This window comes from Streptomyces uncialis, from assembly GCF_001905345.1.
Classification (GTDB): Bacteria; Actinomycetota; Actinomycetes; order Streptomycetales; family Streptomycetaceae; genus Streptomyces; species Streptomyces uncialis.
In genome coordinates, this window is sequence record NZ_LFBV01000005.1 from 367,406 (window position 1) to 391,878 (window position 24,473).

Annotated in this window: 20 protein-coding genes and 1 riboswitch; of the genes, 9 read left to right on the forward strand and 11 right to left on the reverse strand. The window is 70.7% G+C overall.

Annotated features, from left to right (window positions below; all coding sequences use genetic code 11):
* Nucleotides 1–123: 123 nt before the first annotated feature.
* The 5 genes from AB852_RS21880 to AB852_RS21900 all read left to right on the forward strand — a co-directional run bounded on the left by AB852_RS21880 (nt 124) and on the right by AB852_RS21900 (nt 5,789).
* Nucleotides 124–519 (forward strand): hypothetical protein, encoded by a 396-nt coding sequence (locus AB852_RS21880; protein ID WP_073791234.1) that lies wholly within the window; start codon nt 124–126, stop codon nt 517–519.
* A complete protein-coding gene (locus AB852_RS21885; protein WP_073791237.1) occupies nt 506–1,993 on the forward strand; it encodes a sensor histidine kinase in 1,488 nt (495 codons plus the stop codon). The genes AB852_RS21880 and AB852_RS21885 overlap by 14 nt, the downstream gene beginning before the upstream one ends.
* A complete protein-coding gene (locus tag AB852_RS21890) occupies nt 1,990–2,652 on the forward strand; it encodes a response regulator transcription factor (RefSeq protein ID WP_073791240.1) in 663 nt (220 codons plus the stop codon). The genes AB852_RS21885 and AB852_RS21890 overlap by 4 nt, the downstream gene beginning before the upstream one ends.
* A gap of 463 nt (nt 2,653–3,115) precedes the next feature.
* On the forward strand, nt 3,116–4,507 hold the full coding sequence (locus AB852_RS21895; protein ID WP_406398136.1) for an SLC13 family permease: 1,392 nt from the start codon (nt 3,116–3,118) through the stop codon (nt 4,505–4,507).
* Between the two features lie 67 nt (nt 4,508–4,574).
* Nucleotides 4,575–5,789, forward strand: a complete 1,215-nt coding sequence (locus AB852_RS21900; RefSeq protein ID WP_073791245.1) for a glycerate kinase family protein — start codon at nt 4,575–4,577, stop codon at nt 5,787–5,789.
* Here the strand turns inward: AB852_RS21900 and AB852_RS21905 are convergent.
* From AB852_RS21905 to ctaE, 6 genes are all read right to left on the reverse strand, one after another.
* On the reverse strand, nt 5,738–7,138 hold the full coding sequence (locus tag AB852_RS21905) for an aminotransferase class V-fold PLP-dependent enzyme (RefSeq protein ID WP_073791248.1): 1,401 nt from the start codon (nt 7,136–7,138) through the stop codon (nt 5,738–5,740). The two genes, AB852_RS21900 and AB852_RS21905, sit on opposite strands and share 52 nt — an antisense overlap.
* A 255-nt stretch (nt 7,139–7,393) precedes the next feature.
* Nucleotides 7,394–7,510, reverse strand: a riboswitch (SAM riboswitch).
* 642 nt (nt 7,511–8,152) lie between these two features.
* Nucleotides 8,153–9,214 carry an anthranilate phosphoribosyltransferase gene (gene trpD, locus AB852_RS21910; RefSeq protein ID WP_073791251.1) on the reverse strand — a complete coding sequence of 354 codons (1,062 nt, stop codon included), beginning with the start codon at nt 9,212–9,214 and terminating at the stop codon, nt 8,153–8,155.
* 220 nt (nt 9,215–9,434) lie between these two features.
* Complete coding sequence (gene qcrB, locus AB852_RS21915) at nt 9,435–11,078, reverse strand: cytochrome bc1 complex cytochrome b subunit (RefSeq protein WP_073791254.1); 1,644 nt, start codon at nt 11,076–11,078, stop codon at nt 9,435–9,437.
* Complete coding sequence (gene qcrA / locus AB852_RS21920; protein ID WP_073791257.1) at nt 11,075–12,133, reverse strand: cytochrome bc1 complex Rieske iron-sulfur subunit; 1,059 nt, start codon at nt 12,131–12,133, stop codon at nt 11,075–11,077. The genes qcrB and qcrA overlap by 4 nt, the downstream gene beginning before the upstream one ends.
* Nucleotides 12,130–12,939 (reverse strand): cytochrome bc1 complex diheme cytochrome c subunit, encoded by an 810-nt coding sequence (qcrC, locus tag AB852_RS21925; protein WP_073791260.1) that lies wholly within the window; start codon nt 12,937–12,939, stop codon nt 12,130–12,132. Before qcrC ends, qcrA begins: the two co-directional genes overlap by 4 nt.
* A gap of 77 nt (nt 12,940–13,016) precedes the next feature.
* A complete protein-coding gene (gene ctaE / locus AB852_RS21930) occupies nt 13,017–13,637 on the reverse strand; it encodes an aa3-type cytochrome oxidase subunit III (RefSeq protein ID WP_073791263.1) in 621 nt (206 codons plus the stop codon).
* A 214-nt stretch (nt 13,638–13,851) separates the two neighbouring features.
* Between ctaE and AB852_RS21935 the strand changes: the two genes are divergently transcribed.
* Nucleotides 13,852–14,253 carry a DNA-binding transcriptional response regulator gene (locus tag AB852_RS21935; RefSeq protein WP_073791266.1) on the forward strand — a complete coding sequence of 134 codons (402 nt, stop codon included), beginning with the start codon at nt 13,852–13,854 and terminating at the stop codon, nt 14,251–14,253.
* Nucleotides 14,254–14,440: 187 nt separating this feature from the next.
* On the opposite strand, the gene AB852_RS21940 is transcribed toward AB852_RS21935, so the two are convergent.
* The 4 genes from AB852_RS21940 to ctaC all read right to left on the reverse strand — a co-directional run bounded on the left by AB852_RS21940 (nt 14,441) and on the right by ctaC (nt 18,947).
* Nucleotides 14,441–15,703 (reverse strand): L,D-transpeptidase, encoded by a 1,263-nt coding sequence (locus AB852_RS21940; protein WP_073791269.1) that lies wholly within the window; start codon nt 15,701–15,703, stop codon nt 14,441–14,443.
* 141 nt (nt 15,704–15,844) lie between these two features.
* Nucleotides 15,845–16,243 (reverse strand): cytochrome c oxidase subunit 4, encoded by a 399-nt coding sequence (locus tag AB852_RS21945; RefSeq protein ID WP_073791271.1) that lies wholly within the window; start codon nt 16,241–16,243, stop codon nt 15,845–15,847.
* The gene (gene ctaD / locus AB852_RS21950) at nt 16,240–17,991 is read right to left on the reverse strand and encodes an aa3-type cytochrome oxidase subunit I (protein WP_073791274.1); all 1,752 of its coding nucleotides are present in this window, start codon (nt 17,989–17,991) and stop codon (nt 16,240–16,242) included. Before ctaD ends, AB852_RS21945 begins: the two co-directional genes overlap by 4 nt.
* The gene (gene ctaC / locus AB852_RS21955) at nt 17,988–18,947 is read right to left on the reverse strand and encodes an aa3-type cytochrome oxidase subunit II (RefSeq protein WP_073791276.1); all 960 of its coding nucleotides are present in this window, start codon (nt 18,945–18,947) and stop codon (nt 17,988–17,990) included. The genes ctaD and ctaC overlap by 4 nt, the downstream gene beginning before the upstream one ends.
* A gap of 320 nt (nt 18,948–19,267) precedes the next feature.
* Here ctaC and AB852_RS21960 point away from each other — a divergent pair, with 320 nt between their 5' ends.
* Nucleotides 19,268–20,695 carry a cysteine desulfurase/sulfurtransferase TusA family protein gene (locus AB852_RS21960; RefSeq protein WP_073791279.1) on the forward strand — a complete coding sequence of 476 codons (1,428 nt, stop codon included), beginning with the start codon at nt 19,268–19,270 and terminating at the stop codon, nt 20,693–20,695.
* A 659-nt stretch (nt 20,696–21,354) separates the two neighbouring features.
* Here the strand turns inward: AB852_RS21960 and AB852_RS21965 are convergent.
* Complete coding sequence (locus AB852_RS21965; RefSeq protein WP_073791281.1) at nt 21,355–22,329, reverse strand: carbohydrate kinase family protein; 975 nt, start codon at nt 22,327–22,329, stop codon at nt 21,355–21,357.
* 189 nt (nt 22,330–22,518) lie between these two features.
* Between AB852_RS21965 and AB852_RS21970 the strand changes: the two genes are divergently transcribed.
* Nucleotides 22,519–22,728 (forward strand): hypothetical protein, encoded by a 210-nt coding sequence (locus AB852_RS21970; protein WP_073791284.1) that lies wholly within the window; start codon nt 22,519–22,521, stop codon nt 22,726–22,728.
* 174 nt (nt 22,729–22,902) lie between these two features.
* Entirely contained in the window at nt 22,903–24,447 is a 1,545-nt protein-coding gene (locus AB852_RS21975; protein ID WP_073791286.1) for a hypothetical protein, read from the forward strand.
* Nucleotides 24,448–24,473: the final 26 nt, after the last annotated feature.

Genomic DNA, 24,473 nt, shown 5'->3' on the forward strand with positions numbered 1-24,473 from the left:
CGTCCGCCGCCGACGCCCCCGCCCCGTACCGCGTCAGCCGGGGCACCTCCCCGGGCCGAAGATGAAGACTTCCTCATCCGAGTCTCATCCTGGGGCGCGGTTGGCCTCGTCACCATCGGAACCATGGTCTTCACTCATCGCATAGCGGCACTCGCCGCGGTCGTCGCGATACCGCTGGGTATCGCGGTGACCAGCTACGCCCTCACCGACAGCCCCGACGACCGCAAGGTTCCGCAGAAGGTGGAGCTGGAGAGCGGCTCCCCCTCCGGCTCCGCGGGCTCGCCCCGTCCGACGCCCAGCGACGAGACGGTCGCACCGCCCTCCATGGACGGAACGCCCTCCGACACCACCCCCGACGGCGGCAGGAGCACCGCCCCGGACAAGCCCACCGACAAGCCCACCGACAAGCCCACGAAGAAGCCGACGAGCAAGCCCCCGGCCGGCGACGACAACAACGACGACGGCCCCGGCGGGGACGACGACGGACCTGGCGGCGACGACTTCGGTGACGACGGCTGATCCGGTGCGCCGCCGGCTCTCCGCACGGCTGCGCATCCTCCTGTGGCTGCTGCTGGTGATGGCGGTGGCGCTCGGCGCGGTGGCCTTCGCCACCCGCTCCGTCCTGCTGCGCGACGCCGACCACCGCATCAACGGCCTGCTGGCCCAGGAGGCCAAGGAGTTCGCCAATCTGGCCGACCGCGGCGTCGACCCGAACACCGGCGACCCCTTCACCGACCCCGACGCGCTGCTGCGGCTGTTCCTGATGCGGCAGTACGCCGACCCCGACGAGGAACTCCTGGGGCTGACCGACGTCCCCGGGCAGGACCCGGTGACCAAGGTGCAGCCGCGGGAGACCCGGGTCGACCACCCGCTGGCCGCGGACAAGCCCGCCCTGAAGAAGGTGTTCGAGTCACGGCACGCCACCGGGACACTGCACCGCCCGCAGGGCGAGGTGCGCTGGGCGAAGGTGACGATCGCGTCCAGCCCCGGGCATCCCCCCGCCGCGTTCGTCGTCGCCTTCCACCCGGCCGGTGAACAGGCCAAGGCGAACGACGTGTTCACCATGCTGATCGCCATCTCCGGGGTGGCCCTGCTGATGACGACCGGCATCGGCTGGGCGGTCGCCGGACGCATCCTGCGGCCCGTACGGATCATCCGCTCGACCGCCGCCCAGCTCACCGAACAGGACCTCACCCGCCGTATCCCCGTCCAGGGCCGCGACGACATCGCCGCCCTCGCCGACACCTTCAACGCCATGCTCGACCGGCTGGAGCGCGCGTTCGCCGCCCAGCGGGAGTTCGTCGATGACGCCGGCCATGAGCTGCGCACCCCGATCACCATCGTCCGGGGCCATCTGGAACTGATGGGCGACGACCCCGCCGAACGCGAGGAGACCGTCCGGATCGTCCTGGAGGAACTGGAGCGGATGAGCAGGATCGTGGAGGACCTGCTGCTGCTCGCCAAGTCCGAACGCCCCGACTTCGTCAGCCCCGAACCCGTCCAGCTCGGGGAACTGACCGCCGACGTGTTCGTGAAGGCCCGGGCACTCGGGGACCGGGACTGGTCCCTGGCCGGACTCGCGGACGCCGAGGTGCACCTGGACGCCCAGCGGATCACCCAGGCCATGGTGCAGCTCGCGCAGAACGCCGTGCAGCACACCGTCCCCGGCCAGCAGGTCGCCATCGGCTCCCGGGTCCAGGAGGGCCGCGTCGAGCTGTACGTCGCGGACAGCGGCCCCGGGGTCCAGCCGCAGGACGCGGGGGTGATCTTCGAACGGTTCCGGCGGGGCACCGCCCGGCGCGGCGCCCGCGGCACCGGCGCGGGCCTCGGCCTCGCGATCGTGAAGGCCATCGCCGAGGGTCACGGCGGCCGGGTGGAGCTGCGGCCCACCGAGGGCGGCGGCGCCACCTTCGTCCTCGTCCTCGACGACCCCGACGGGACGACCGTCCTCATGCCCGCACTGGAAGAGCCCACCAAGGAAGCGGCACTGTGAACCGGATACTCATCGTGGAGGACGAGGAACGCATCGCCTCCTTCGTGCAGAAGGGGCTGCGCTCCAACGGCTTCACCACCACCGTCGTCGGCGACGGCGAAGCGGCCTACGACTACGCCGTCACCGGCGGATTCGACCTGATAGTCCTCGACATCGGACTGCCCGGCAAGGACGGCTTCACCGTCCTGCGGCAGCTGCGCGAGGCCCGGATCTCCGTCCCGGTGATCGTGCTCACCGCACGCGACTCCGTACGGGACACCGTCGCCGGTCTCGAAGGCGGCGCCGACGACTGGATGACCAAGCCGTTCCGCTTCGAGGAACTGCTGGCCCGGGTCCGGCTCCGGCTGCGCACCGCCGCCCGCGCCCCCGAGGTCACCGTGCTGCGCAGCGGGGAACTGACCCTCGACCTGCGCACCCGCCGCGCCCGCTCCGGCGAGCGCACCGTCGACCTGACCGCCCGCGAGTTCGTCCTGCTGGAACTGTTCCTGCGCCACCCCGGCCAGGTCCTGTCCCGCGAGCAGATCCTGTCCCACGTATGGGGCTACGACTTCGACCCCGGCTCCAACATCGTCGACGTCTACGTCCGCGCCCTGCGCAAGAAGCTCGGCGCCGACCGAGTCGAAACAGTAAGAGGAATGGGCTACCGCCTCCCGGAGTAACCCCGGACAGCCGACGGGCGCCCCAAGGGGGCGCGGGGAACTGCGCGAAACCACCGAGCGACGGCACCGGAACAAGTACGCCAGGCCGAGGAGACCCAGGGGCGCGAGGAACCGCGCCCCACGAACAACCCGCACCCGACGAATCACGCCAGGGAACGCCCCCGAAGGGGCGCGGGGAACTGCGCACCCACGAACGACCCGCACAGGAACAAGTACGCCCAGCACAGGAAACCCAGGGGCGCGAGGAACCGCGCACCCCACGGACGACGGCACAGGAACAACCGCGCCCAGCACAAGAAACCCAGGCGGGGCAACCGAAGACGCCCCGCACAGGAACAGCCACGCTGAGGTGAACCGGGAAGCGCACAGCGAAGGCGCCGCGTGAAGTTCCTTTCATCAACAACTCATGGAGCCCTCACCGCCGAGGTGAAAGCTCTCTCATGTGACAGTGAACATCCGGCAAATGGCGACCCTGTGCGTGGCGCTGAGCATCTGCGCACTCCTCGTGGTCCCGGGCAACTTCCCGGGCCTCAGCGGCGACGCGCGGATCACCCTCGCCATCTTCGCCCTGGCGACCTGCGCCTGGATCGGAACGCCGATCGACGACACGTACATCGCGCTCGGCGCGGGCCTCGCCCTGACCGCGACCGGCGTGATCAGCAGCGACGCCTTGTTCGGCACCCTCGGTGACGACACGGTCTGGCTGCTGATCTGCGCCTTCGTGCTCGCCGCCGCCGTCGCCCGGACGGGCCTCGCGGGGCGGGCCGCCGCGTTCCTGGTCGGCGGCGCCCGCAATGTCCGCCAGCTCACCCATCTGACGACCGCCGCCCTGGTGGTCACCGCGTTCGCGGTGCCCGCGACCTCGGGCCGCGCCGCGCTCGCCATGCCCGTGTTCCTCGCGCTCGCCAAGGTCCTCGCCGACCGCACCCGGCTGGTCGTGATGCTCGCGCTGCTGTTCCCCACGGTGATCCTGCTGTCGGCGGTGGCCACCCTGATCGGCGCGGGCGCCCACCTCATCACCGTGTCGGTGCTGTGGGAGGCCGCGGGGGAACGTGTCGGCTTCACCGACTGGCTGCTCGTCGGACTCCCGCTCGCCGTGGTGTCCTCGCATCTCGCCGCGGAGGTGGTCCTGTTCACCACGACCAAGCGCGCCGACCGCAAGGGCCCCGTCCACATCACCGCCGAACAGATCCAGGAACACAGCGAACAGCCCGTCACCGGGCCCTGGAGCGCGGCCGAGAGCCGCTGCGCGCTGCTGCTGGCCACCGTCGTCGCCCTGTGGTGCAGCGAACCCCTGCACCGGGTGCCGCCCGCGGTGGTCGCCCTGATCGGCGCGATAGTCGCCGCGTCCCCGGCGCTCGGCACCGTACGGCTGAAGGACGCGCTGAAGACCGTCCCGTGGTCGCTGCTGCTGTTCATGGCCGCGACCATGGCGATGGGCCTCGCCCTGTCCGACTCGGGCGCGGCGAAGTACCTGGTCGGCGGGATACCGCTGGATCTGCCGCCGTGGCTGTTCCTCGCAGTGGTGATCGGGGTGTCCACCGCGGCGCACCTGGTCCTCCAGTCCCGCTCCGCCCGGTCCTCCGTCCTGGTGCCGCTGGTCGTCGCGGCGGCGGTCGGCGCCGGGGTGAACCCGGTCGCCGCCGCCCTCGCCTCCACCGCCGCCGCGGGTTTCTGCCACACTCTGCCCGCCTCGGCGAAACCCGTCACCCTCTACGCCGAGATTCCCGGCATCCCGACCTACACCCCGCGCGATCTGCTGCGGATGTCCGCCGTCCTCGCCCCCATGACCGCGCTGCTCGTGCTGCTGTTCACCGTCGCGGTCTGGCCCCTGCTCGGCGTTCCCCTGACCTGATCCCGGGTCACCCTCCGCGCTCCGCGCGGCCCCGCACCTCACCCTCACCCGTCACAGGAGTCCCACCATGCTGACCCGATTCGCCGTGGCACCCAGCGGTTTCAAGGAGTCCCTGTCCGCCCAGTCCGCAGCCGAGGCCATCGCGGAGGGCGTCCGCAGGGTCGTCCCCGAGGCGGAGATCGACCTGATACCGCTCGTCGACGGCGGGGAGGGCACCGCGCTCGCCCTCGCCACCGCGTCCGGCGGCCAGCTGGTGCGGCTGCGGGCCACCGGCCCCACGGGGGAACGGATCGGGACGCACTTCGCGCTCCTCGGGGACACCGGCGGCACCGCCGTGGTGGAGATGGCCGCCGTCGCCGGGCTGTCGCTCGTCCCGCGTGATCTGCGGGACCCGGGCGTCACCACCACCTACGGTGTCGGGGAACTGATCGGGGCCGCCCTGGACACCGGGGCACGTCGTATCCTCGTCGGCTGCGGCGACTCGGGGACCTCCGACGGCGGCGCGGGAGCCCTCCAGGCGCTCGGCGCCCGGCTGCTCGACGCGGACGGCCGCGAACTGCCCGCCGGCGGCACCGCGTTGATCCGGCTCGCCCGTATCGACACCAGCGGCCTCGACCCCCGGCTGGCCGACACCGAGATCCGGGTCGCCTGCAACCCCTTCAACGTACTGTGCGGCGAGCGCGGGGTGGCCCGGGTCTTCGGCCCGCAGAAGGGCGCGACCCCCGAGCAGGTCGAACTGCTCGCCGCCGCCCTGGAGCACTGGGCGACGGTCCTCACCCGCGATCTCGCCGTCACCACCGACCTGTTCCACGGCACCGGCACCGGCGCCTCGGGCGGGCTCGGCGCCGGACTCGCCGCGCTGGGCGCGCGGTTGCTGCCCCGCTTCGACGTCCTCCTCGACCACCTCGGCCTGGACGAACGGCTCGCCCGCGCCGATCTCGTCGTCACCGCCGAGGGCGCCCTGGACCACCAGACCCCGCGCGGCAAGGTCCCCGCCGAGGTCGCCCGCCGCGCCAAGCTGTACGGACGTCCCGTCCTCGCGCTCGCCGGCACCCTCGGCGAGGGCGCCCACCAGGTCCGGGCCATCGGGGTCGACGCGTACGGCTCGATCATGCCCGCGCCGGTCAGCCTCACCGAAGCGCTGGGCCGGGGCGGCGAGTTCCTCACCGACGCCACCGAGCGGGCCCTGCGCATGATCCAGATCGGCACCCGGCTGAGCGGCGGCCGGACTCACGCGGACGCGGTCGTGTCCGGTACGCAGCGCCCGTCCTCGGTCCGGTAGTTCCAGCGCGCGCCGTCCGCGACCAGCTCCTTGACGGCGCGTACGAACCGCTCCACATGCTCGTCGGGGGTGCCCGCGCCGAAGCTGACCCGGATGGCGTTCAGGGACCGTTCGCCCGGCGCGGCCTCCGGGGCACCGCACTCGCCCGGGTCCTGCGGGTCGGTGCCCAGCAGGGTCCGCACCAGCGGATGGGCGCAGAACAGTCCGTCGCGCACCCCGATGCCGTACTCGGCGGACAGGGCCGCCGCGAAGTGCGAGCTGTTCCAGCCGTCCACCACGAACGAGATCACCCCGACCCGGGGCGCGTCGTCCCCGAACAGCGACAGCACCCGCACCTCGGGCACCTGGGCGAGCCCGGCGCGCACCAGTCCGATCAGATACCGCTCACGGGCCACCAGATCGTCGAACCCGGCCTCGGTGAGCGCCTTGCACGCGGAGGCGATCGCGTACACCCCGATCACATTGGGCGATCCCGCCTCGTGGCGCGCGGCGCTGTCGTGCCACTCGACGTCCACTCCCCCGTCCGCGCGGCGCGACACCTTCCGCGAGGCACCGCCGCCCGCCAGGTACGGCTCCGCCTCGCGCAGCCAGTCGGCGCGTCCCGCCAGCACCCCGGAACCGAACGGCGCGTACAGCTTGTGCCCGGAGAACGCGATCCAGTCGACGTCGAGTTCGGCCACCGACACCGGGTGATGGGGCGCGAGCTGCGCGGCGTCCAGCACGATCCGCGCGCCGTGCGCGTGCGCGGCGGCGGCCAGCTCCCGGACGGGCCACAGCTCACCGGTCACGTTCGACGCACCCGTCACACACACCAGGGCCGGACCGTACGGGTCCCGGTCGGCGAGCGCCCGCTCCAGGGTCGTCACGGCGTCGGCGGGGGTGCGCGGCGCGTCGAGGTAGGTGACCCGGGCGTCGCGCCAGGGCAGCAGCGACGCGTGGTGCTCCGTCTCGAACACGAAGACCTCGCACCCGGCGGGCAGGGCGGCGGCGAGCAGATTGAGCGAGTCGGTGGTGGAGCGGGTGAAGACGACCTGGTCACCCGCACGGCAGCCGAGGAACGAGGCGACGGTCTCCCGCGCGTTCTCGAACAGGTCGGTCGAGAGCTGCGAGAGGTAGCCGGCGCCCCGGTGCACACTGCCGTAGTACGGGGCGTAGGCGGCGACGTCGTCCCACACCCGCTGGAGCGCGGGGGCGCTCGCCGCGTAGTCGAGGGCCGCGTAGGTGACCTCGCCGCCGGTCACCAGCGGGACGCTCACCTCCCGCCCGAGAACGGGCAGCGGGGCCAGGCAGGCCGGGTCGGACGGGTCGGTGACAGCAGCGGTGGTGGTCGGGGTGACGGCTGCGGACATGACGAACTCCCTGATGCGGCAGATGCGGGGGACCACGCCGAGGACACCGCGCACGAACGGGCGGTGGAACGGGAACCGGTACGGACGCCCTCGCGGGAGGGCATGGCGGTACGGGTGTCCCGTGTACGGGACGGCGTGGGAAAGGAGAAGTGCACACCGGTGCGGGCGTGCCCGGGGGTGGGGCGCTGCGCCCTATCGCATTCGCTTGCTCACGAGACCGCTCCCTCGACGACCAGGACCCCTGGAGACGCGAGGGGTCCGCGCTTGCCGTAGACCTCGCTGCCTACGACCTGGTCTTCACCCGGGGCACCCCGCCACGGACGGAGGGTTGCCGGACAGCAAGCCGGGGCCGATGCGCTGTCACTCATGACCTGCGCAGAATCATGCCAGAAGATCGCCGCGCCGTAAACGGGTCGCCTTCGCTCGCGCTTCCGAGGTCCCACCCCCTCGGGCCCCTGTCCCCGTTCGGCCTCCCCCTGCCTTCGCGCAGTTCCCCGCGCCCCCGGGTACTCCCACCTGGACGTACTTGTTCCCCGTACAGGTACCGACATGGGGCGCGGTTCCTCGCGCCCCTGGGTCCGTCCGGCCCGGCGCACTTGTTCCCGTGCGGGCACTCCGGGGTGTTGCGCAGTTCCCCGCGCCCCTTGATCGCGCCCCTCACGGCAGCCCGCCGCCTGCGGGCCCCACCACCGAAAGCGGAGCCCCGAAAGGGGCGCGGGGGGGGCCACCCGCACCCGAGGGCCAGCCTCAGTTGGGCGCCCCTTCAGGGGCGCGGGGAACTGCGCACCCCCGTCCGACCCGCACAGGAACAAGTACGCCCAGGTGTGGAACCCCAGGGGCGCGGGGAACTGCGCGAAACCACCGAGCGACAGCACAGGAACAAGCGCGCCCAGCCCCGAGTGCCCAGGGGCGCGAGGAACTGCGCACCCACCGAGCGACGGCACAGGAACAGGTACGCCCAGCACAGGCAACCCAGGGGCGCGAGCGAAGGCGACCTGCGGGGGACGGCCGGGGCTACTGGCTCGCCGCGACCCATCGCTCAAGCACACGCCGCGCCGCCCCGGAATCAACCGCCTCCGCGGCCCGCGCGATCCCCGCCCGGAGCTGCTCCTCCAGCGCCCCCGCACCCGGCGCCAACGCCACCAGCGCCGCCGCGGAGTTCAGCAGGACCGCGTCCCGTACCGGCCCGGTCTCCCCCGCCAGCAACCGCCGCGCGACATCCGCGTTGTACGACGCGTCCGCGCCCCGCAGCGCCTCGACCGGCACCAGGTCGAGCCCCACGTCCCGCGGGTCGAACGCGTGCTCCGCGACCGCCCCGCCGCGTACCACCCATACCTTCGAGGTGGCGGTGGTGGTCAGCTCGTCCAGCCCGTCGTCCCCGCGGAACACCAGCGCGGACGAACCCCGCTCGGCGAGCACCCCGGCCATGATCGGCGCCATCCGGGCGTCCGCGACGCCGGTCGCCTGCGCCATGACCCGCGCCGGGTTGGTCAGCGGCCCCAGGAAGTTGAAGACCGTACGGATGCCGAGGTCCCGGCGGGCGAGGGCGACATTGCGCAGCGCGGGGTGGAACTTCACCGCGAAGCAGAAGGTGATGCCCGCCTCCTCGGCGACCTCGACGACCCGCTCGGGCGACAGCTCCAGATTGACGCCCAGCTTCTCCAGCACGTCCGAGGCGCCGCTCGCGGAGGACGCGGCCCGGCTCCCGTGCTTGACGACCTTCGCCCCCGTGCCGGCGACGACGATCGCGGACATCGTGGAGATGTTCACCGTCCGGGCGCCGTCCCCGCCGGTGCCGACGATGTCGACGCTCGGGCCGGGCACGTCGATCAGCCGGGCGTGCTCGTACATCGTGCGGACGAGCCCGGTCAGCTCCTCCACGGTCTCGCCCTTGGCCCGCAGCGCGACCGCGAAGCCCGCGATCTGGGCGTCGCTGGCCTCACCGCGCAGGATGCGGTCCATGGCCCAGGAGGTCGCGTCGGCGGCCTGGTCCTCACCGGACAGCAGCGCGTTCAGCACCTGGGGCCAGGAACGGCCCGCCGTGGTGTCGCCTCCAACGGGGGGCACAGCGCTCATGGTCGCTCCTGGGTTCCTGGCCGTGCGGACGCCGGGGGCGCCCGCCGGGCCGAGTCGGCGGGCGGACGCGCCTGCGCGTCCGCGTAGGGGAACCGGCCGGGCCGGTCACCCTCCACCCTATCCAGCCCCGGGAACGGCGAAGAGCCCCGTCCGGGCAATGGACGGGACTCCTCGGGTGGCGACCACCGGGACCCCCGCGCGGGGCCCCGGGCCGTGGGGATCAGTGGTGGCCGTGGCCCTCGCTGATCTCCTTGTACTCCTCCACGGAGGGCTTCTCGATCTGCCCCTGCTCCCCGTAGTAGCCCTTCGAGAGCTTCGCGCGCAGCTTCTCCACCGGGGAGACCTTGCGCTTGACGCCGTTCTCGTCGACGAGCGGGCCGATCTCCGCGGGCTTGTACTGCTCGTGCGCCGTGAGGGTGTGGAGCGCCTCCTGGTTGAGGGGCTCGTGGACCTCGATGAACTCACCGTGCGGCAGGCGCTTGATGATGCCGGTCTCGCGGCCGTGCAGCACCTTGTCCCGGTCGCGGCGCTGGAGGCCGAGACAGATCCGCTTGGTGATGATGAAGGCGAGGACCGGTCCCACGAAGAACGCGATACGGACGAACCAGGTGATCGAGTTGATCGACAGATGGAAGTGCGTGGCGACGAGGTCGTTGCCACCGCCGATCAGCATGATCACGTACCAGGTGATCCAGGCGACACCGACACCGGTACGGGTCGGGGCGTTGCGCGGGCGGTCCAGGATGTGGTGCTCGCGCTTGTCGCCGGTGACCCAGGACTCGATGAACGGGTAGACCGCGATCGCGACCAGGACCAGCGGGAAGACCATCAGCGGGATGAACACGCCCAGGGCGAGCGTGTGTCCGGCGAAGTTGATCTCCCAGCCGGGCATCACCCGGATCAGGCCCTCGGAGAAGCCCATGTACCAGTCCGGCTGGGCTCCGGTGGAGACCATGTCCGGCCGGTAGGGGCCGAGCACCCAGATCGGGTTGAGGCTGACGAGCGCGGCGATGACCGAGATGACACCGAAGACGAGGAAGAAGTAGCCGCCCGCCTTGGCCATGTAGACCGGCATCAGCGGCATGCCGACGACGTTCTTCTCGGTGCGGCCGGGGCCCGCGAACTGGGTGTGCTTGTGGTACACGACGAGGATCAGGTGGGCCACGATCAGGCCCAGCATGATGCCTGGCAGCAGCAGGACGTGCGCCGAGTAGAACCGGGCCACGAAGTCGACGCCGGGGAACTCCCCGCCGAACAGGAAGAACGACAGATAGGTACCCACGATGGGCACGGACAGGACCGCGCCCTCCATGAAGCGGACACCGGTGCCCGACAGCAGGTCGTCCGGGAGCGAGTAGCCGGTGAAGCCGGTGAACATCCCGAGGACGAACAGCAGGAAGCCGAAGACCCAGTTGACCTCACGGGGCTTGCGGAACGCGCCCGTGAAGAACACGCGCATCATGTGCACGAACATGCCGGCCAGGAAGATCAGCGCGGCCCAGTGGTGGATCTGCCGGATCAGCAGACCGCCGCGGACCTCGAAGGAGATCTTCATGGTCGAGTTGAACGCCTCGGACACCAGCTGTCCCTGGAGCGGGACGTAGGGGCCGTGGTACTCCACCTCGTTCATCGACGGGTGGAAGAACAGCGTCAGATACACACCCGTGAGGATGATGATGATGAAGCTGTAGAGGCAGACCTCGCCCAGCATGAACGACCAGTGGTCGGGGAAGACCTTGCGCATGTTGGCCTTGGCGAGGGAGTAGATCCCCACCCGGCCGTCCGCCCAGTCCGCGACCCGCTCACCCGCGGGCGCCTTGCCCCTGCGGTCGGTCTCGTTCTCGTTCGTCGTGGTGGTACTCATCCGCGCTCCCAGAAGGACGGACCGACAGGCTCGTCGAAGTCGCTGAGCGCCTCAAGGTAGCCCTCCGAGTTCACACCGATCCGCAGCTGCGGAAGGGCGTGACCGGCGGGGCCGAAGATGACCCGGGCGCCGTCGGCGAGGTCGAAGGTGGACTGGTGACACGGGCACAGCGCGTGATGCGTCTGCTGCTCGTACAGGCTGATCGGGCAGCCGACGTGGGTGCAGACCTTGGAGTACGCGACGATGCCGTCGTGCGACCAGGCCAGCTCCTGCTTGTCCTTGATGTCGCCGGGCTGGAGGCGGATGATCATCACCGCGGCCTTGGCGATCTCGGTCAGGAACTCGTGGTCGTGCTCCTCAAGACCCTCGGGCTTCACGAACGTCAGCGAGCCCACGGTCACGTCCTCGGGACGCAGCGGCTCATTGGTGTTCATGTTGACCAGGAGCTTGCCCTTGGACCACAGCGTGTGCCGCAGCTTGGTGCCCGGGGCCGGGCCGAGCCCGCCGAGCAGGACGACACCCGACAGCGGGAACAGGGCCAGCGCGCCGAACATCGTGTTGCGGATCAGCTTGCGGCGGCCCAGCGCCGACTCCTGGGCACCCAGCCGGAAGTCCGCCATGACCTTCGCCTTGACCTCGGGGGTCGCGGCGATCGGGTGGCGCTCGTCGACGACCTCGACATCGGACATCAGGGTGCGGGCCCAGTGGACCGCCCCCGCGCCGATGAGGAAGAGCGAGACACCGAGCGTGAGGCCGAGGGTGAAGTTCAGGGCATTGGTGTGCCCGATCGGCCAGACGAAGATCGACTTGTCCACCGGGATCGCCACATAGGCGACGATGAAGCCGATCGTGCCCAGCATCGACAGCGTGAACATCAGGGCGACCGTGCGCTCGGACCGCTTGGCGGCCCGCTCGTCGATGTCCTGGACACGGTGTTCGTGCGGCGGCAGACCCGGGTCCGCGAAGGGATTGTCCGTGTCGGCCAGGGCTACGGAGCCGTGGGCGTGGTCCTGCGCGGAGGGCAGGTTCTCTTCTGGAATGTCTTGGCTACTCATGACTTCTTGGCCTTTGCGGTCCGAGCGGCGACCCAGATGGCGACGACGATCAGGGCGCCGAGACCGAAGATCCAGGCGAACAGACCCTCACTGACCGGCCCGAGGCCGCCCAGGGTCAGACCGCCGTTGTTGACCGTCTTGTCACCGTTGACCGCGTTGATGTAGGCGATGATGTCCTTCTTGTCCTTCTCCGGCATGGTCGTGTCGGGGAAGGAGGGCATGTTCTGCGGCCCGGTGGTCATCGCCTCGTAGAGGTGCTTCTGGCTGACGCCCTGAAGCTTCGGCGCGTACTTCCCGTCGGTCAGGGCGCCGCCCTGGCCGGTGAAGTTGTGGCACTGCGCGCAGTTGTTGCGGAACAGTTCACCACCGTTGCCGATGTCCGCACCCTCGGGGCTGTACTGGTCCTTGGTGGGGATGCTCGGACCGGCACCGAGCGAGCTGACGAACGCGGCCAGCTGGTCGATCTGCGCCTGGGTGTAGACGACCTTCTTCTTAGGCGCCTGGACACCCTGCGCCACCATCGGCATCCGGCCGGTACCGACCTGGAAGTCGACAGCGGCGGCACCGACACCCGCCAGGGGCGGACCGTCGGTACTGCCCTGACCGCCGGTGCCGTGGCAGCTCGCGCAGCCTACGGCGTACAGCTTCTTGCCCTCCTCGATGGCGAGGGACTGGGAGGTTTCATCGGCCTGCGCCTTGTCCGCCGGCGCGAACGCGGCGTACAGCCCCCCGGTGGCCGCCAACGCGAGGAGTAGGACGACGACAGCCGCCAGCGGGTGGCGTCGTCGTGCGGAGAGCTTTTTCACGGATTACCCCGGTGTCAGGATCTTCTGCGTCGATGCTTCTGGTTGTCGGTACGCGCCCCTCGGTGGGCGCGGCCCGATTACTTGATCAAGTAGATCGTGGCGAAGAGGCCGATCCACACGACATCGACGAAGTGCCAGTAGTAGGACACGACGATCGCGGCGGTCGCCTGCTCGTGGGTGAACCTTCTGGCCGCGTACGTGCGACCCAGGACCAGCAGGAAGGCGATCAGTCCGCCTGTCACATGCAGTCCGTGGAAGCCGGTGGTCAGGTAGAACACCGAGCCGTACGGGTCGGAGGACAGCGTCAGGCCGTACTCCTTGACCAGCTCCGTGTACTCGAAGATCTGACCACCGATGAAGATGGCACCCATCATGAAGGTCACGATGAACCACATCCGGAGCTTCTTCACGTCCCCGCGCTCGGCGGCGAAAACGCCGAGCTGACAGGTGAAGGAGGAGAGCACCAGGATCGTGGTGTTCGTCGCCGAGAACGGAAGGTTCAGGGTTGATGCCTGTTCCTTCCAGAAGTCGGGACCGGTCACCGATCGCAGGGTGAAGTACATCGCGAAGAGGGCCGCGAAGAACATCAGCTCGGAACTCAGCCAAATGATGGTTCCGACACTGGTGAGGTTCGGCCGATTGACCGACGGGTGCGCGTGCCCGGTATCTACTGTCGTTGCTGTCGCCACGACCGACATTATGTCGGTCGCTTATCTCGCCCTCACTCCGGGGGGTGCCGTTCGGTGTGTCCATGGGCGTGACGCGGCCCGGATGGCCCATCGCGGCGGTGTCCGAACCGGTGTTGACGAGGTGTTCGAGGGAGTAGCATCCGCGGCAGCGGTTCCCGTCCCAGGCATCAACGCCCCCAAGGGCCCGGCAGGCTCCAGGGCCCTCAAAGCACTCGGAGGAACAATGCAGCCGACCGCCACGGTCCTGGTCTACAGCGATGACGCGGGCACCCGCGAGCAGGTCCGGTTGGCGACGGGGCGCCGTCCGGCGACCGATGTGCCCGAGGTGCAGTTCATCGAGTGCGCGACGCTGCCCGCGGTGCTGAAGGAGCTGGACCGCGGGGGCGTCGACGTGTGTGTGCTCGACGGTGAGGCCGTCCCGGCGGGCGGTATGGGTGTCTGCCGGCAGATCAAGGACGAGATCTTCCGGTGCCCGCCGGTGCTGCTGCTGATCGGGCGCCCGCAGGACGCGTGGCTCGCGACCTGGAGCCGCGCGGAGGCGGCCGTGACCCTGCCGGTGGAGCCGGTGGAGTTCGCCCACGCCCTGGCGGGGCTGCTGCGCACCCGGCTCGCCGTCCAGGCATAGCCCGCCAGGGGCACGGGAGGCCGCGGCGCGGCCGTAGCGCCTCCCGGCCCGCGCCAGGCCCTCCACGGGCCGCGCACGGACTCCACGGACCCGTTCGCCCGTTCGCCCGTCACCCGCTTGCCCGTCGCCCCTTCGTGCCGGTCCGGCCCCCGGGCGTGTCGGAGGCCGGACGGTACGCGCCGCCGGATCAGACCTGCGGGCGCAGCCGGGCGAGCTGGGTGGCCGGCGGGGTCCGCTTCGCGGGGTTGCCGATGGCGGCGCTGCCCTCCTGCCATTCGTCCCAGTCGAGGTTCCAGTCCCCGTAGCCGTTGCCGAAGGCGTTCATGTCGTCGCCGTAGCTGTTGACGACCTTGACGAGGTCGCCCTGGCTGATGGTCTCGTAGAACCAGGCGGCGTTGCCGGTACTCATCCCGGTGCATCCGTGGCTGACGTTGGCGGAGCCGTGGGAGCTCACCGACCAGGGCGCCGCGTGGACGTACTCCCCGCTCCAGGTGACGCGGGTGGCGTAGTACACGGGCAGGTTGTACGACTCCGAGGTGCCTTCGGCGATGCCGACGCTGGTCCCGCGCATCCGTACGAAGTACTCCTTGCCGAGCACCACCTTGATGCCGTTGCGGGTCTCGAAGCCGGGCTTGCCGGTGGTGACGGGGATCGTGTTGATCTCCTCACCGTTGCGGTAGACCGTCATCGTGTGCGCGGAGGCGTCGGTGACGGCGACGATCCGGTCGCCCGTGGTGATCTTCAGATCCGCGCTGTTGCCGCCCCAGAGCCGCTCGCCGAGCTTGATGCCCTTGAGGTTGCTGTGGGCCCGTACGGAGGCGTTGACGGGCCAGTACTCCTTGGGCCGGTAGTGCAGGGTCTGGTCGTCGACCCAGTACCAGGAGCCCTCGACGGAGGGCTGGGATTCCACCCGCAGACCGCGCTCGATGGTGACGCGGGTCGCCTTGTCGGTGACCTCCTCGCTCAGCTCCGCGATGATGGGCTGGCCCACGCCGTACTTGCCCTCCTCGGGGCCGAACGTGACCTCCAGTTCGCGCTTCTTGCTGGGCACCCCGGTGTCGAAGGCCAGGACCTTGCGGCCGGGTGAGCCGTCGGTGTTCTCGGTGCTCACCCGTACGGTGTAGTGCTCCCCGGCGGCCAGGGGGGTGGTGGTGTGCCAGCGGGTGCCGTCGGCGGCGAGCCGGCCGGCGACGAAGCGGCCGGCGGCGTCGGTGGCCGTCACATCGGTGATGCGGCCCTGTTTGCCGCCCTTGGAGATGATCTCCAGCGGCTGGTCCGGGTCCACCTTGCCGGTGCCCGAGGAGTTGTTGAAGACCACCTGGCTCGCCGCGTCGTACGGCGCGGCCGACAGCGGGTGGTCCGGGCGACCGCCGCAAGCGGTGGCGCCCGCGCCGAGGGCGGCCACCAGCGTGCAGCTCAGAACCGTGCGGGTTCGCGGTGAGTTGCTCATGGGCCGAGCCTAGGAACGACTCACCTCGCGGGCGCGGTGGGTGGGCCGTCCGGGGGGCGTCCGTTACTGCGTCCGGGGCAAGGAGAAGGACCCGGACCCTCCGTGAGGAGTGTCCGGGTCCCTTACGGCCCAGGCCGCGTGCTACTGGTTCTGGTTCTCGCCCTGGTAGTACTCGAAGACCCAGCCCCACAGACCGATCAGCAGGATCGGCAGCGAGAAGTACAGCAGCCACCAGCCGAAGATGACTCCGCAGAACGCGAACGCGCCACCGACGGCGAGAGCGAGCGGCTGCCAGCTGTGCGGGCTGAAGAAGCCCACCTCACCGGCGTCGTCCGCGACATCGGCCTCCTTGTTGTCCTGCGCGCCCACGTCGACCCGCTTGGCCGTGAAGGCCAGGTAGTAGCCGATCATGATGCACAGGCCGAAGGTCAGGAAGAGCGCCGTGGTACCGGCCGGCTCCTTCGACCACACGCCATAGACGATCGCCATGACGAGCACGAAGACGCTCAGCCAGATGAACATCTTGCCCTGGATCTTCACTTGCCGGCCTCCTTGCCGCCGGCCAGCGCCTCACCGGAACCGGGGCCGAGGTGCCCGCCCGCGTTCTCCAGCTGGTCGAGCGCGGCGATCTCCGGGTGATGCAGATCGAACGCCGGGGATTCGGAACGAATACGCGGCAGGGTGAGGAAGTTGTGCCGGGGCGGCGGGCAGGACGTCGCCCACTCCAGGGAGCGGCCGTAACCCCACGGGTCGTCGACCTCGACCTTCTTGCCGTACTTGGCGGTCTTCCACACGTTGTAGAAGAACGGCAGCATCGACAGACCGAGCAGGAACGAGCTGATCGTGGAGATCGTGTTCAGGGCGGTGAAGCCGTCCGCGTCCAGGTAGTCCGCGTAGCGGCGTGCCATGCCCTCGGCGCCCAGCCAGTGCTGGACCAGGAAGGTGCCGTGGAATCCGATGAACAGCGTCCAGAAGGTGATCTTGCCGAGCCGCTCGTCCAGCATCTTTCCGGTGAACTTCGGCCACCAGAAGTGGAAGCCGGCGAACATCGCGAAGACCACGGTGCCGAAGATGACGTAGTGGAAGTGCGCGACGACGAAGTACGAGTCGGAGACGTGGAAGTCCAGCGGCGGCGAGGCCAGGATGACGCCCGTCAGACCACCGAAGGTGAAGGTGATCAGGAAGCCGATCGCCCAGAGCATCGGTGTCTCGAAGGACAGCGAGCCCTTCCACATCGTGCCGATCCAGTTGAAGAACTTCACACCGGTCGGAACGGCGATGAGGAACGTCATGAAGGAGAAGAACGGCAGGAGTACGCCACCGGTGACATACATGTGGTGCGCCCACACCGTGACCGAAAGACCGGCAATGGCAATGGTCGCGCCGATCAGGCCGGAATAGCCGAACATCGGCTTACGGCTGAATACGGGCAGTACTTCGGAAATGATGCCGAAGAACGGCAGAGCGATGATGTACACCTCGGGATGGCCGAAGAACCAGAAGAGGTGTTGCCACAGCAGCGCCCCGCCATTCGCGGGATCGAAGATCTGCGCACCGAATTTCCGGTCGGCCTCCAGCGCGAAGAGCGCGGCGGCGAGCACGGGGAAGGCGAGCAGGACCAGCACACCGGTCAGCAGCACGTTCCACGTGAAGATCGGCATCCGGAACATCGTCATGCCGGGAGCGCGCATGCAGATGATGGTGGTGATGAAGTTGACCGAGCCGAGGATCGTGCCGAAGCCGGAGAAGGCCAGACCCATGATCCACATGTCCGCTCCGACGCCCGGCGAGCGGACCGAGTCGGACAGCGGCGAGTAGGCGAACCAGCCGAAGTCGGCCGCGCCGTTCGGGGTCAGGAAGCCCGCGACCGCGATGAGCGAGCCGAACAGGTACAGCCAGTAGGCGAACATGTTCAGCCGCGGGAACGCGACGTCGGGGGCACCGATCTGGAGCGGCATGATCCAGTTCGCGAAGCCCGCGAACAGCGGCGTCGCGAACATCAGCAGCATGATCGTGCCGTGCATCGTGAACGCCTGGTTGAACTGCTCGTTCGACATGATCTGCGTGCCGGGACGGGCGAGCTCGGCGCGCATGAACAGCGCCATGACGCCGCCGACGCAGAAGAAGACGAACGAGGTGACCAGGTAGAGCGTACCGATGGTCTTGTGGTCGGTGGTGGTGAGCCACTTGATCACGACGTTGCCGGGCTGCTTGCGCCGGACCGGTAGCTCGTTCTCGTACGAGTCGTCGGCCGTGGCGGCACCCTGAGGTTCATTGAGGATGCTCACAGGTTGTTCGTCTCCCGGTTCTTCTCGTGCTTCGTCTGCTCGATGCCGGCCGGGACGTAACCGGTCTGCCCCTTCTCGGCGAGCTCCTTCAGGTGCTCCTGATAGCGCTCGGGAGAGACGATCTTGACGTTGAAGAGCATGCGGGAGTGGTCCGTGCCGCACAGCTCGGCGCACTTGCCCATCATGGTGCCCTCCCTGCTGGGGGTCACCTCGAAGGCGTTGGTGTGGCCCGGGATGACGTCCATCTTCATCAGGAACGGCACCGCCCAGAAGGAGTGGATGACGTCACGAGAGGTCAGGACGAAGCGGACCCTCTCCCCCTTGGGGAGCACGAGGGTCGGGCCGGGGTTGCCCGTCTGGGGGTTACGGGTACCGGGAACGCCGACGTCGTAGACGCCGCCCGCGTTCTCCGGGAAGTCCTCCACGAAGCGGTCGGGGATCGCCTTCAGGTTCTTGTCGGTCTTCGCGTCACCCGTCGAGCCCGGAACCTGCTCGATGTAGTTGAAGGCCCAGCTCCACTGGAAGCCGACCACGTTCACGATGTGGGGAGGCTTGTCCTGGAGTTCGAGCAGCTTCGACTCGTCGCGGGCGGTGAAGTAGAAGAACACCGAGACGATGAGGATCGGAACCACGGTGTACAACGCCTCAAGGGGCATGTTGTACCGGGTCTGCGGGGGAACTTCGACCTTGGAGCGGCTGCGCCGGTGGAAGAAGACACTCCACAGGATCAGGCCCCACACCAATACGCCGACGGCGAGCGCGGCGGCCCACGAGCCCTGCCACAGGGAGAGGATGCGGGGACCCTCTTCGGTGGTCGGAGTGGGCATACCAAGGCGGGGGAAGTCCTTGTATGTGCAACCGGTGGCGGTTGCCAGGACCAGGCCCGCAGTCAGTGCCTGCAGCAGCTTCCGCCGCATCGGGCGCCGCGGCGAGCGGTCGGAGCCGTTGGGACTCACGTAGCGCCTTCCCGGGAGTCTCGCCCGTGCGTCGGCTGCGGCCTTCTCGCAGGTCGGTCGCCGCCCTGCGACGGGCAGGGGTTTGGATGTTTATGCGGACCAAACCCTACTGGACGCAATTTGGGGTCGCGCGGGGAGGGTGCCCAACGCGCCGCCCGACTCCCCGAAGGGGTGGTGCACCGCTGGTCGGGGGGCCGCCCGACGAACGGAGCCGGGGGTTCCGGGGCCCGGCGGGGGCGGTGGATCGGCGTGCGTGGCGGCGCTTCTGACGGCCCCTCCGGCAGCCGTTCGGGGGGTGCCGGAGGGGTTACCGTACGGGCGTGTCCTACTTCGACGCCGCGTCCTCCGCTCCGCTGCATCCCGTCGCCCGGCAGGCGCTCCAGGCCTCCCTGGACGAGGGATGGGCCGACCCCGCCCGGCTCTACCGCGAGGGGCGGCGGGCCCGGATGCTGCTGGACGCCGCCCGTGAGGCGGCGGCCCAGGCGGTGGGCTGCCGTCCGGACGAGCTGGTGTTCACCTCCTCGGGCACCCGGGCCGTGCATTCGGGTGTCGCCGGGGCCCTCGCCGGGCGCCGCCGTGTCGGGGGCCATCTGGTGGTGTCGGCGGTCGAGCACTCCTCCGTACTGCACGCGGCCGAGGCGCACGAGGCGGCCGGCGGTTCCGTGAGCCGGGTCCCGGTCGGCCGGACGGGCGCGGTCGACGCGGACACCTACGGGACGGCCCTGCGTACGGACACCGCGCTGGCCTGTCTCCAGTCGGCGAACCACGAGGTGGGCACGGAGCAGCCGGTGGCGGAGGTCGCGGAGAGCTGCCGGGCGGCCGGGGTGCCGCTGCTGGTGGACGCGGCGCAGTCCCTCGGCTGGGGGCCGGTGCCCGGCGGATGGTCCCTGCTGACCGGCAGCGCGCACAAGTGGGGCGGTCCGGCCGGGGTGGGGCTGCTGGTGGTGCGCAAGGGGGCGCGGTTCGCGGTGCGCGGGCCGGTGGACGAGCGGGAGTCCGGGCGGGCGCCCGGGTTCGAGAACATCCCGGCGATCGTCGCGGCGGCGGCGTCGCTGCGGGCGGTCCAGGGCGCGGCGGCCGAGGAGGCAGTCCGGCTGCGGGCACTGACCGACCGGCTGCGGGAGCGGGTGCCGCTGCTGGTGCCGGACACGGAGGTGGTGGGCGATCCGGTACGCCGGCTGCCGCACCTCGTCACCTTCTCCTCTCTTTACGTGGACGGCGAGAGCGTGCTGTCCGAGCTGGACCGGGCCGGGTTCTCCGTGTCGTCCGGCTCGTCGTGCACCAGCAGCACGCTGACGCCGAGCCATGTGCTCAAGGCGATGGGGGTGCTCAGCGAGGGCAACGTACGGGTGTCGCTGCCCGTCGGGACCACGGCCGAGGAGGTCGAACGGTTCCTCGGCGTACTGCCCGGGGTGGTGGCGGAGGTCCGCGCGAAGTTGGGTGCGCACACCCATGCGGGTTCCCGTGCGGCTTCCCGTGCGGGTGGCTCCGAGGAGGCTGCGGCGGAGGTCGCCGGGGAGGCCGGGCCGCTGGTGGTCGACGCGCTCGGGAAGCGGTGTCCGTTGCCGGTGATCGAGCTGGCGAAGGTGATCGGGCGGGTGCCGGTCGGGGGGACGGTCGTCGTGCTCGCGGACGACGAGGCGGCGCGGTTGGACATTCCCGCGTGGTGCGAGATGCGGGGCCAGCGCTATGTGGGTGAGACCCCGGCGGCACGGGGTTCCGCCTACGAGGTGATCCGCCTCGCCTGACCCCGTCCCGCGCCCCTGGGTTCCGCCTCGTCCCGTGCCCGGTCGGGGTGCGGGTCGCTCGTGGGGCCCAGGCCCTCGGGACTCACCCTTTCCCGGTGGCGTGCGGGTCGCCCGTGGTTTTGCGCAGTTCCCCGCGCCCCTAGGGTTCCCCACCTGGGCGTACTTGTTCCCGCGCGGGTACGGACGGGGGTGCGCAGTTCCCCGCGCCCCTGAGGAGGCCGCCCCGTCCCGTGCGCGCGTCGGGTGCGGGTCGCCCGTGGGGCCCAGGCCCTCGGGACTCACCCTTTCCGGTGGCGTGCGGGTCGCCCGTGGTTTTGCGCAGTTCCCCGCGCCCCTGGGGAGGCCGCCTCGTACCGTGCGCGGTCGGGTGCGGGTCGCCCGCACCCGGCCGGATGGGGCAAGCGGCACATCTCAGGGGCGCGGGGAACTGCGCGAGAACGAGGACCGGCCCGCACCCGACGGACGACGAACAGGGGCAGCATCCAGGGGCGCGGGGAACTGCGCACCCACGAACCGCCCGCACCCGACCCCGACGGGACGAAGCAGGAACCCAGGGGCGCGGGGAACTGCGCGAGGACGGCCTGCACCCGACGAGGAACGGATCGGGGCAGCATCCCGGGGGCGCGGGCAACCGCGCCCCCGGACCACCCGCCGGGCGGCTACGCCAGGTGGCGGACGACCTCCTGCGCGGCCTCGTGGCCATACGCCTTCGTGAAGCGGTCCATGAAGTGGACCCGGCTCAGCTCGTACTCCTGCGTGCCCAGCGTCTCGATGACCAGCGTCGCGAGCATGCAGCCGACCTGCGCGGCCCGCTCAAGCCCGACCCCCCAGGCGAGCCCGGAGAGGAACCCGGCCCGGAACGCGTCGCCGACCCCCGTCGGGTCGACCTTCGCCTTCTCCTCGGGCACCCCGACCTCGATGGGGTCGTGCCCGACCCGCTCGATCCGCACGCCCCGCGCGCCCAGCGTGGTGACCCGGTGCCCGACCCGCGCGAGGATCTCCTCGTCGGTCCAGCCGGTCTTCGCCTCGATGAGCCCCTTCTCGTACTCGTTGGAGAAGAGGAACGCGGCGCCGTCCAGCAGTATGCGGATCTCGTCGCCGTCCATCCGGGCGATCTGCTGGGAGAAGTCCGCGGCGAACGGGATCGCCCGGGTGCGGCACTCCTCGGTGTGCCGGAGCATCCCCTCGGGGTCGTCCGCGCCGATGAGGACGAGGTCGAGGCCCCCGACCCGGTCGGCGACGGCCTTCAGCTCGATCAGCCGGGCCTCGCTCATCGCGCCCGTGTAGAAGGAGCCGATCTGGTTGTGGTCGGCGTCGGTGGTGACGACGAACCGCGCGGTGTGCAGCACCTCGGAGATCCGTACGGAGGCGGTGTCGACCCCGTGCCGGTCGAGCCACGCGCGGTACTCGTCGAAGTCCGAACCGGCGGCGCCGACCAGGACAGGGGTGGCGCCGAGCTGGCCCATGCCGAAGGCGATGTTCGCCCCGACCCCGCCGCGCCGTACGTCGAGGGTGTCGACAAGGAAGGAAAGGGAGACCGTGTGCAGTTGATCTGCGACGAGCTGGTCGGCGAACCGTCCGGGGAAGGTCATCAGATGGTCGGTGGCGATGGAGCCGGTGACTGCGATACGCACGGCGAAGCGCTCCTGTGGGAACTGGGGGCGGCTGGGTGGGCCTGGCACAGGGCATGCCGCCCCGGAGCCCGGCAGGACTGAACACTTCACGCTACCGGGTCATCGCAACGGTCCGAACCGTACGGAGGGGTGGAAACTACCGGATAGTAGGGCTTTTTTCACCGGACTCGGGGCGTCTACGGTGCCGGTATGACCAACCTCCAGATCGGTCGCACCGCTCCGTACGACAGGGAAGGCGGTCTCGCCGCGCTGCGCGGGGACTGCGCCCGGATGATCCCGCACTGGCCGGCGGACCGGCGGGCCGGGGCCGTGCCGGTGTCCCCGTCGCTGATCCACGGGGTGGTCGTCCCGCCCGCCTCGGCCCGGCTGCTGGACGCGACACAGGAGTACGGGGACTGACCCCGGGCGTGGGCCCGCCCCCTTCCCGTTCCGCTCACCCTCCCGGGTGAACACCGCCCCGGAGGGAACCGTACGCGCCCTCCCCACGTCCCACCGCTGTCCCCGCGAGGGGGAGTTGGACGACGTACCGCCGTGGCCGGGACACGGGCGCGGCGCGGACTGAGGAGCGATGCGGTGACCACCAATCCGGTCGACCCCGACGGACCCGGCGGCACGGACCGGGGCGCCGCGCCCCGGGGCGCGTGGCGCCGTTCACCCGTGGTGGTGTCCGTGACGGCCGCGGTGCTGCTGGCCGGGGGCGGTGGCACGTATCTCGCGGTGGCCGCGTCCGGGGACGCGCAGCGGGACCGCGGGGAGGGGGTCACGGCCCCCGGTGACGACGCCGCTCCCCCACCGCTCGCGCTCGACGGGCCGGGCGGCGACCCGGGCGGTGACCCGGGGATCGCCCCGGGTGAGCCCGACCCGGGCGGACCGCTGTACCGGGCGCGCGGTGAGCTGCCGCGGGGTCCGGGCACGGCGGCGGTGCACCGGCCGGACGCGGAGGTGACCGCGGGCGAGGTACGGCGGCTCGCCGAGGCGCTGGGGGTGCCGGGCACACCCCGGCTCAGCGGGGAGACCTGGCGGGTGGGCACCCCGAAGGACGGTTCGGGTCCGTCGCTCCAGGCGGCGCGGGACGGCGGGGGCACCTGGACGTTCCAGCGGTACGCGGCCGGGCCGGACGGCTGCGGCGCCACCGCCAAGTGCACGGACGGCGGCGCGGACCGTATGTCGGGGGACACCGCGCCGATCGGTGAGCGGGCCGCGAAGAGCGCCGCCGCCCCGGTCCTGAAGGCACTCGGCCAGGACGACGCGAAGCTCGACGCACGCCAGGTCATGGGTTCGGCCCGGGTGGTGAACGCGGCTCCCCGGGTGGGCGGGCTGCCGACATTCGGCTGGTCCACGGGGGTCCAGGTCGGCCCCACGGGGGAGGTCGTCCGGGCGAGCGGTCATCTCGGGGAGCCGCGCGCGGGTGACCGTTACCCGGTGATCAGCGCCCGGAAGGCACTCGAACTGCTGAACCAGCAGGGTGGCGGACGGGTCGGTATCGGCGGCTGCGCGGACCCCGTGCCGCACCAGGACGACCCGTCGGTGGCGTGCGGGGACGGCGGGGCGGCGAAGGCCCGTGAGCCGCTGACGGTGACGGGCGCGGAGTTCGGGCTGGCGGTGCGGCTCGCGGACAGCCGTCCCGCGCTCGTCCCGTCATGGCTGTTCGAGGTGCGGCCGAAGGGGTCCGGGGAGCCGTACACGGTGACGTATCCGGCGGTCGACCCGAGGCATCTGGCGGACCCGGGGAAGAGCGGCGGCGAGGAGAAGCCGGACGGTGCCAGGACCACGGTGGACAAGGAGGTCGCGTGGTACGAGACCCGGAAGGACGGCCGGGAACTGGTCCTGCACGTCCTCGCCGGGGTGTGCGGCGATCTCACGGCCGGTGCCGAACCGCGCGCGGGCACGGTGGTGGTCCGGGTGACGGAGAGCGTGAACGAGAAGAAGGCGTGTGTGCTCATGCTGAAGCGGCATGAGCTGACCGCGCGGCTGGCGGAGCCGCTCGGGGACCGCGCGGTGGTGGACGGGAAGGGGCGGCCCGTAGCGGACCGGGCGCCGAAGAACTGGCCGTTCCCGGAGGGCGGGCCGGACGGCGACGGGGCGGTGAAGGGCGGCGGCGGAACCGTCACGCGGTAGGCGGTACGGGAGCGCGGCAGGCGGTA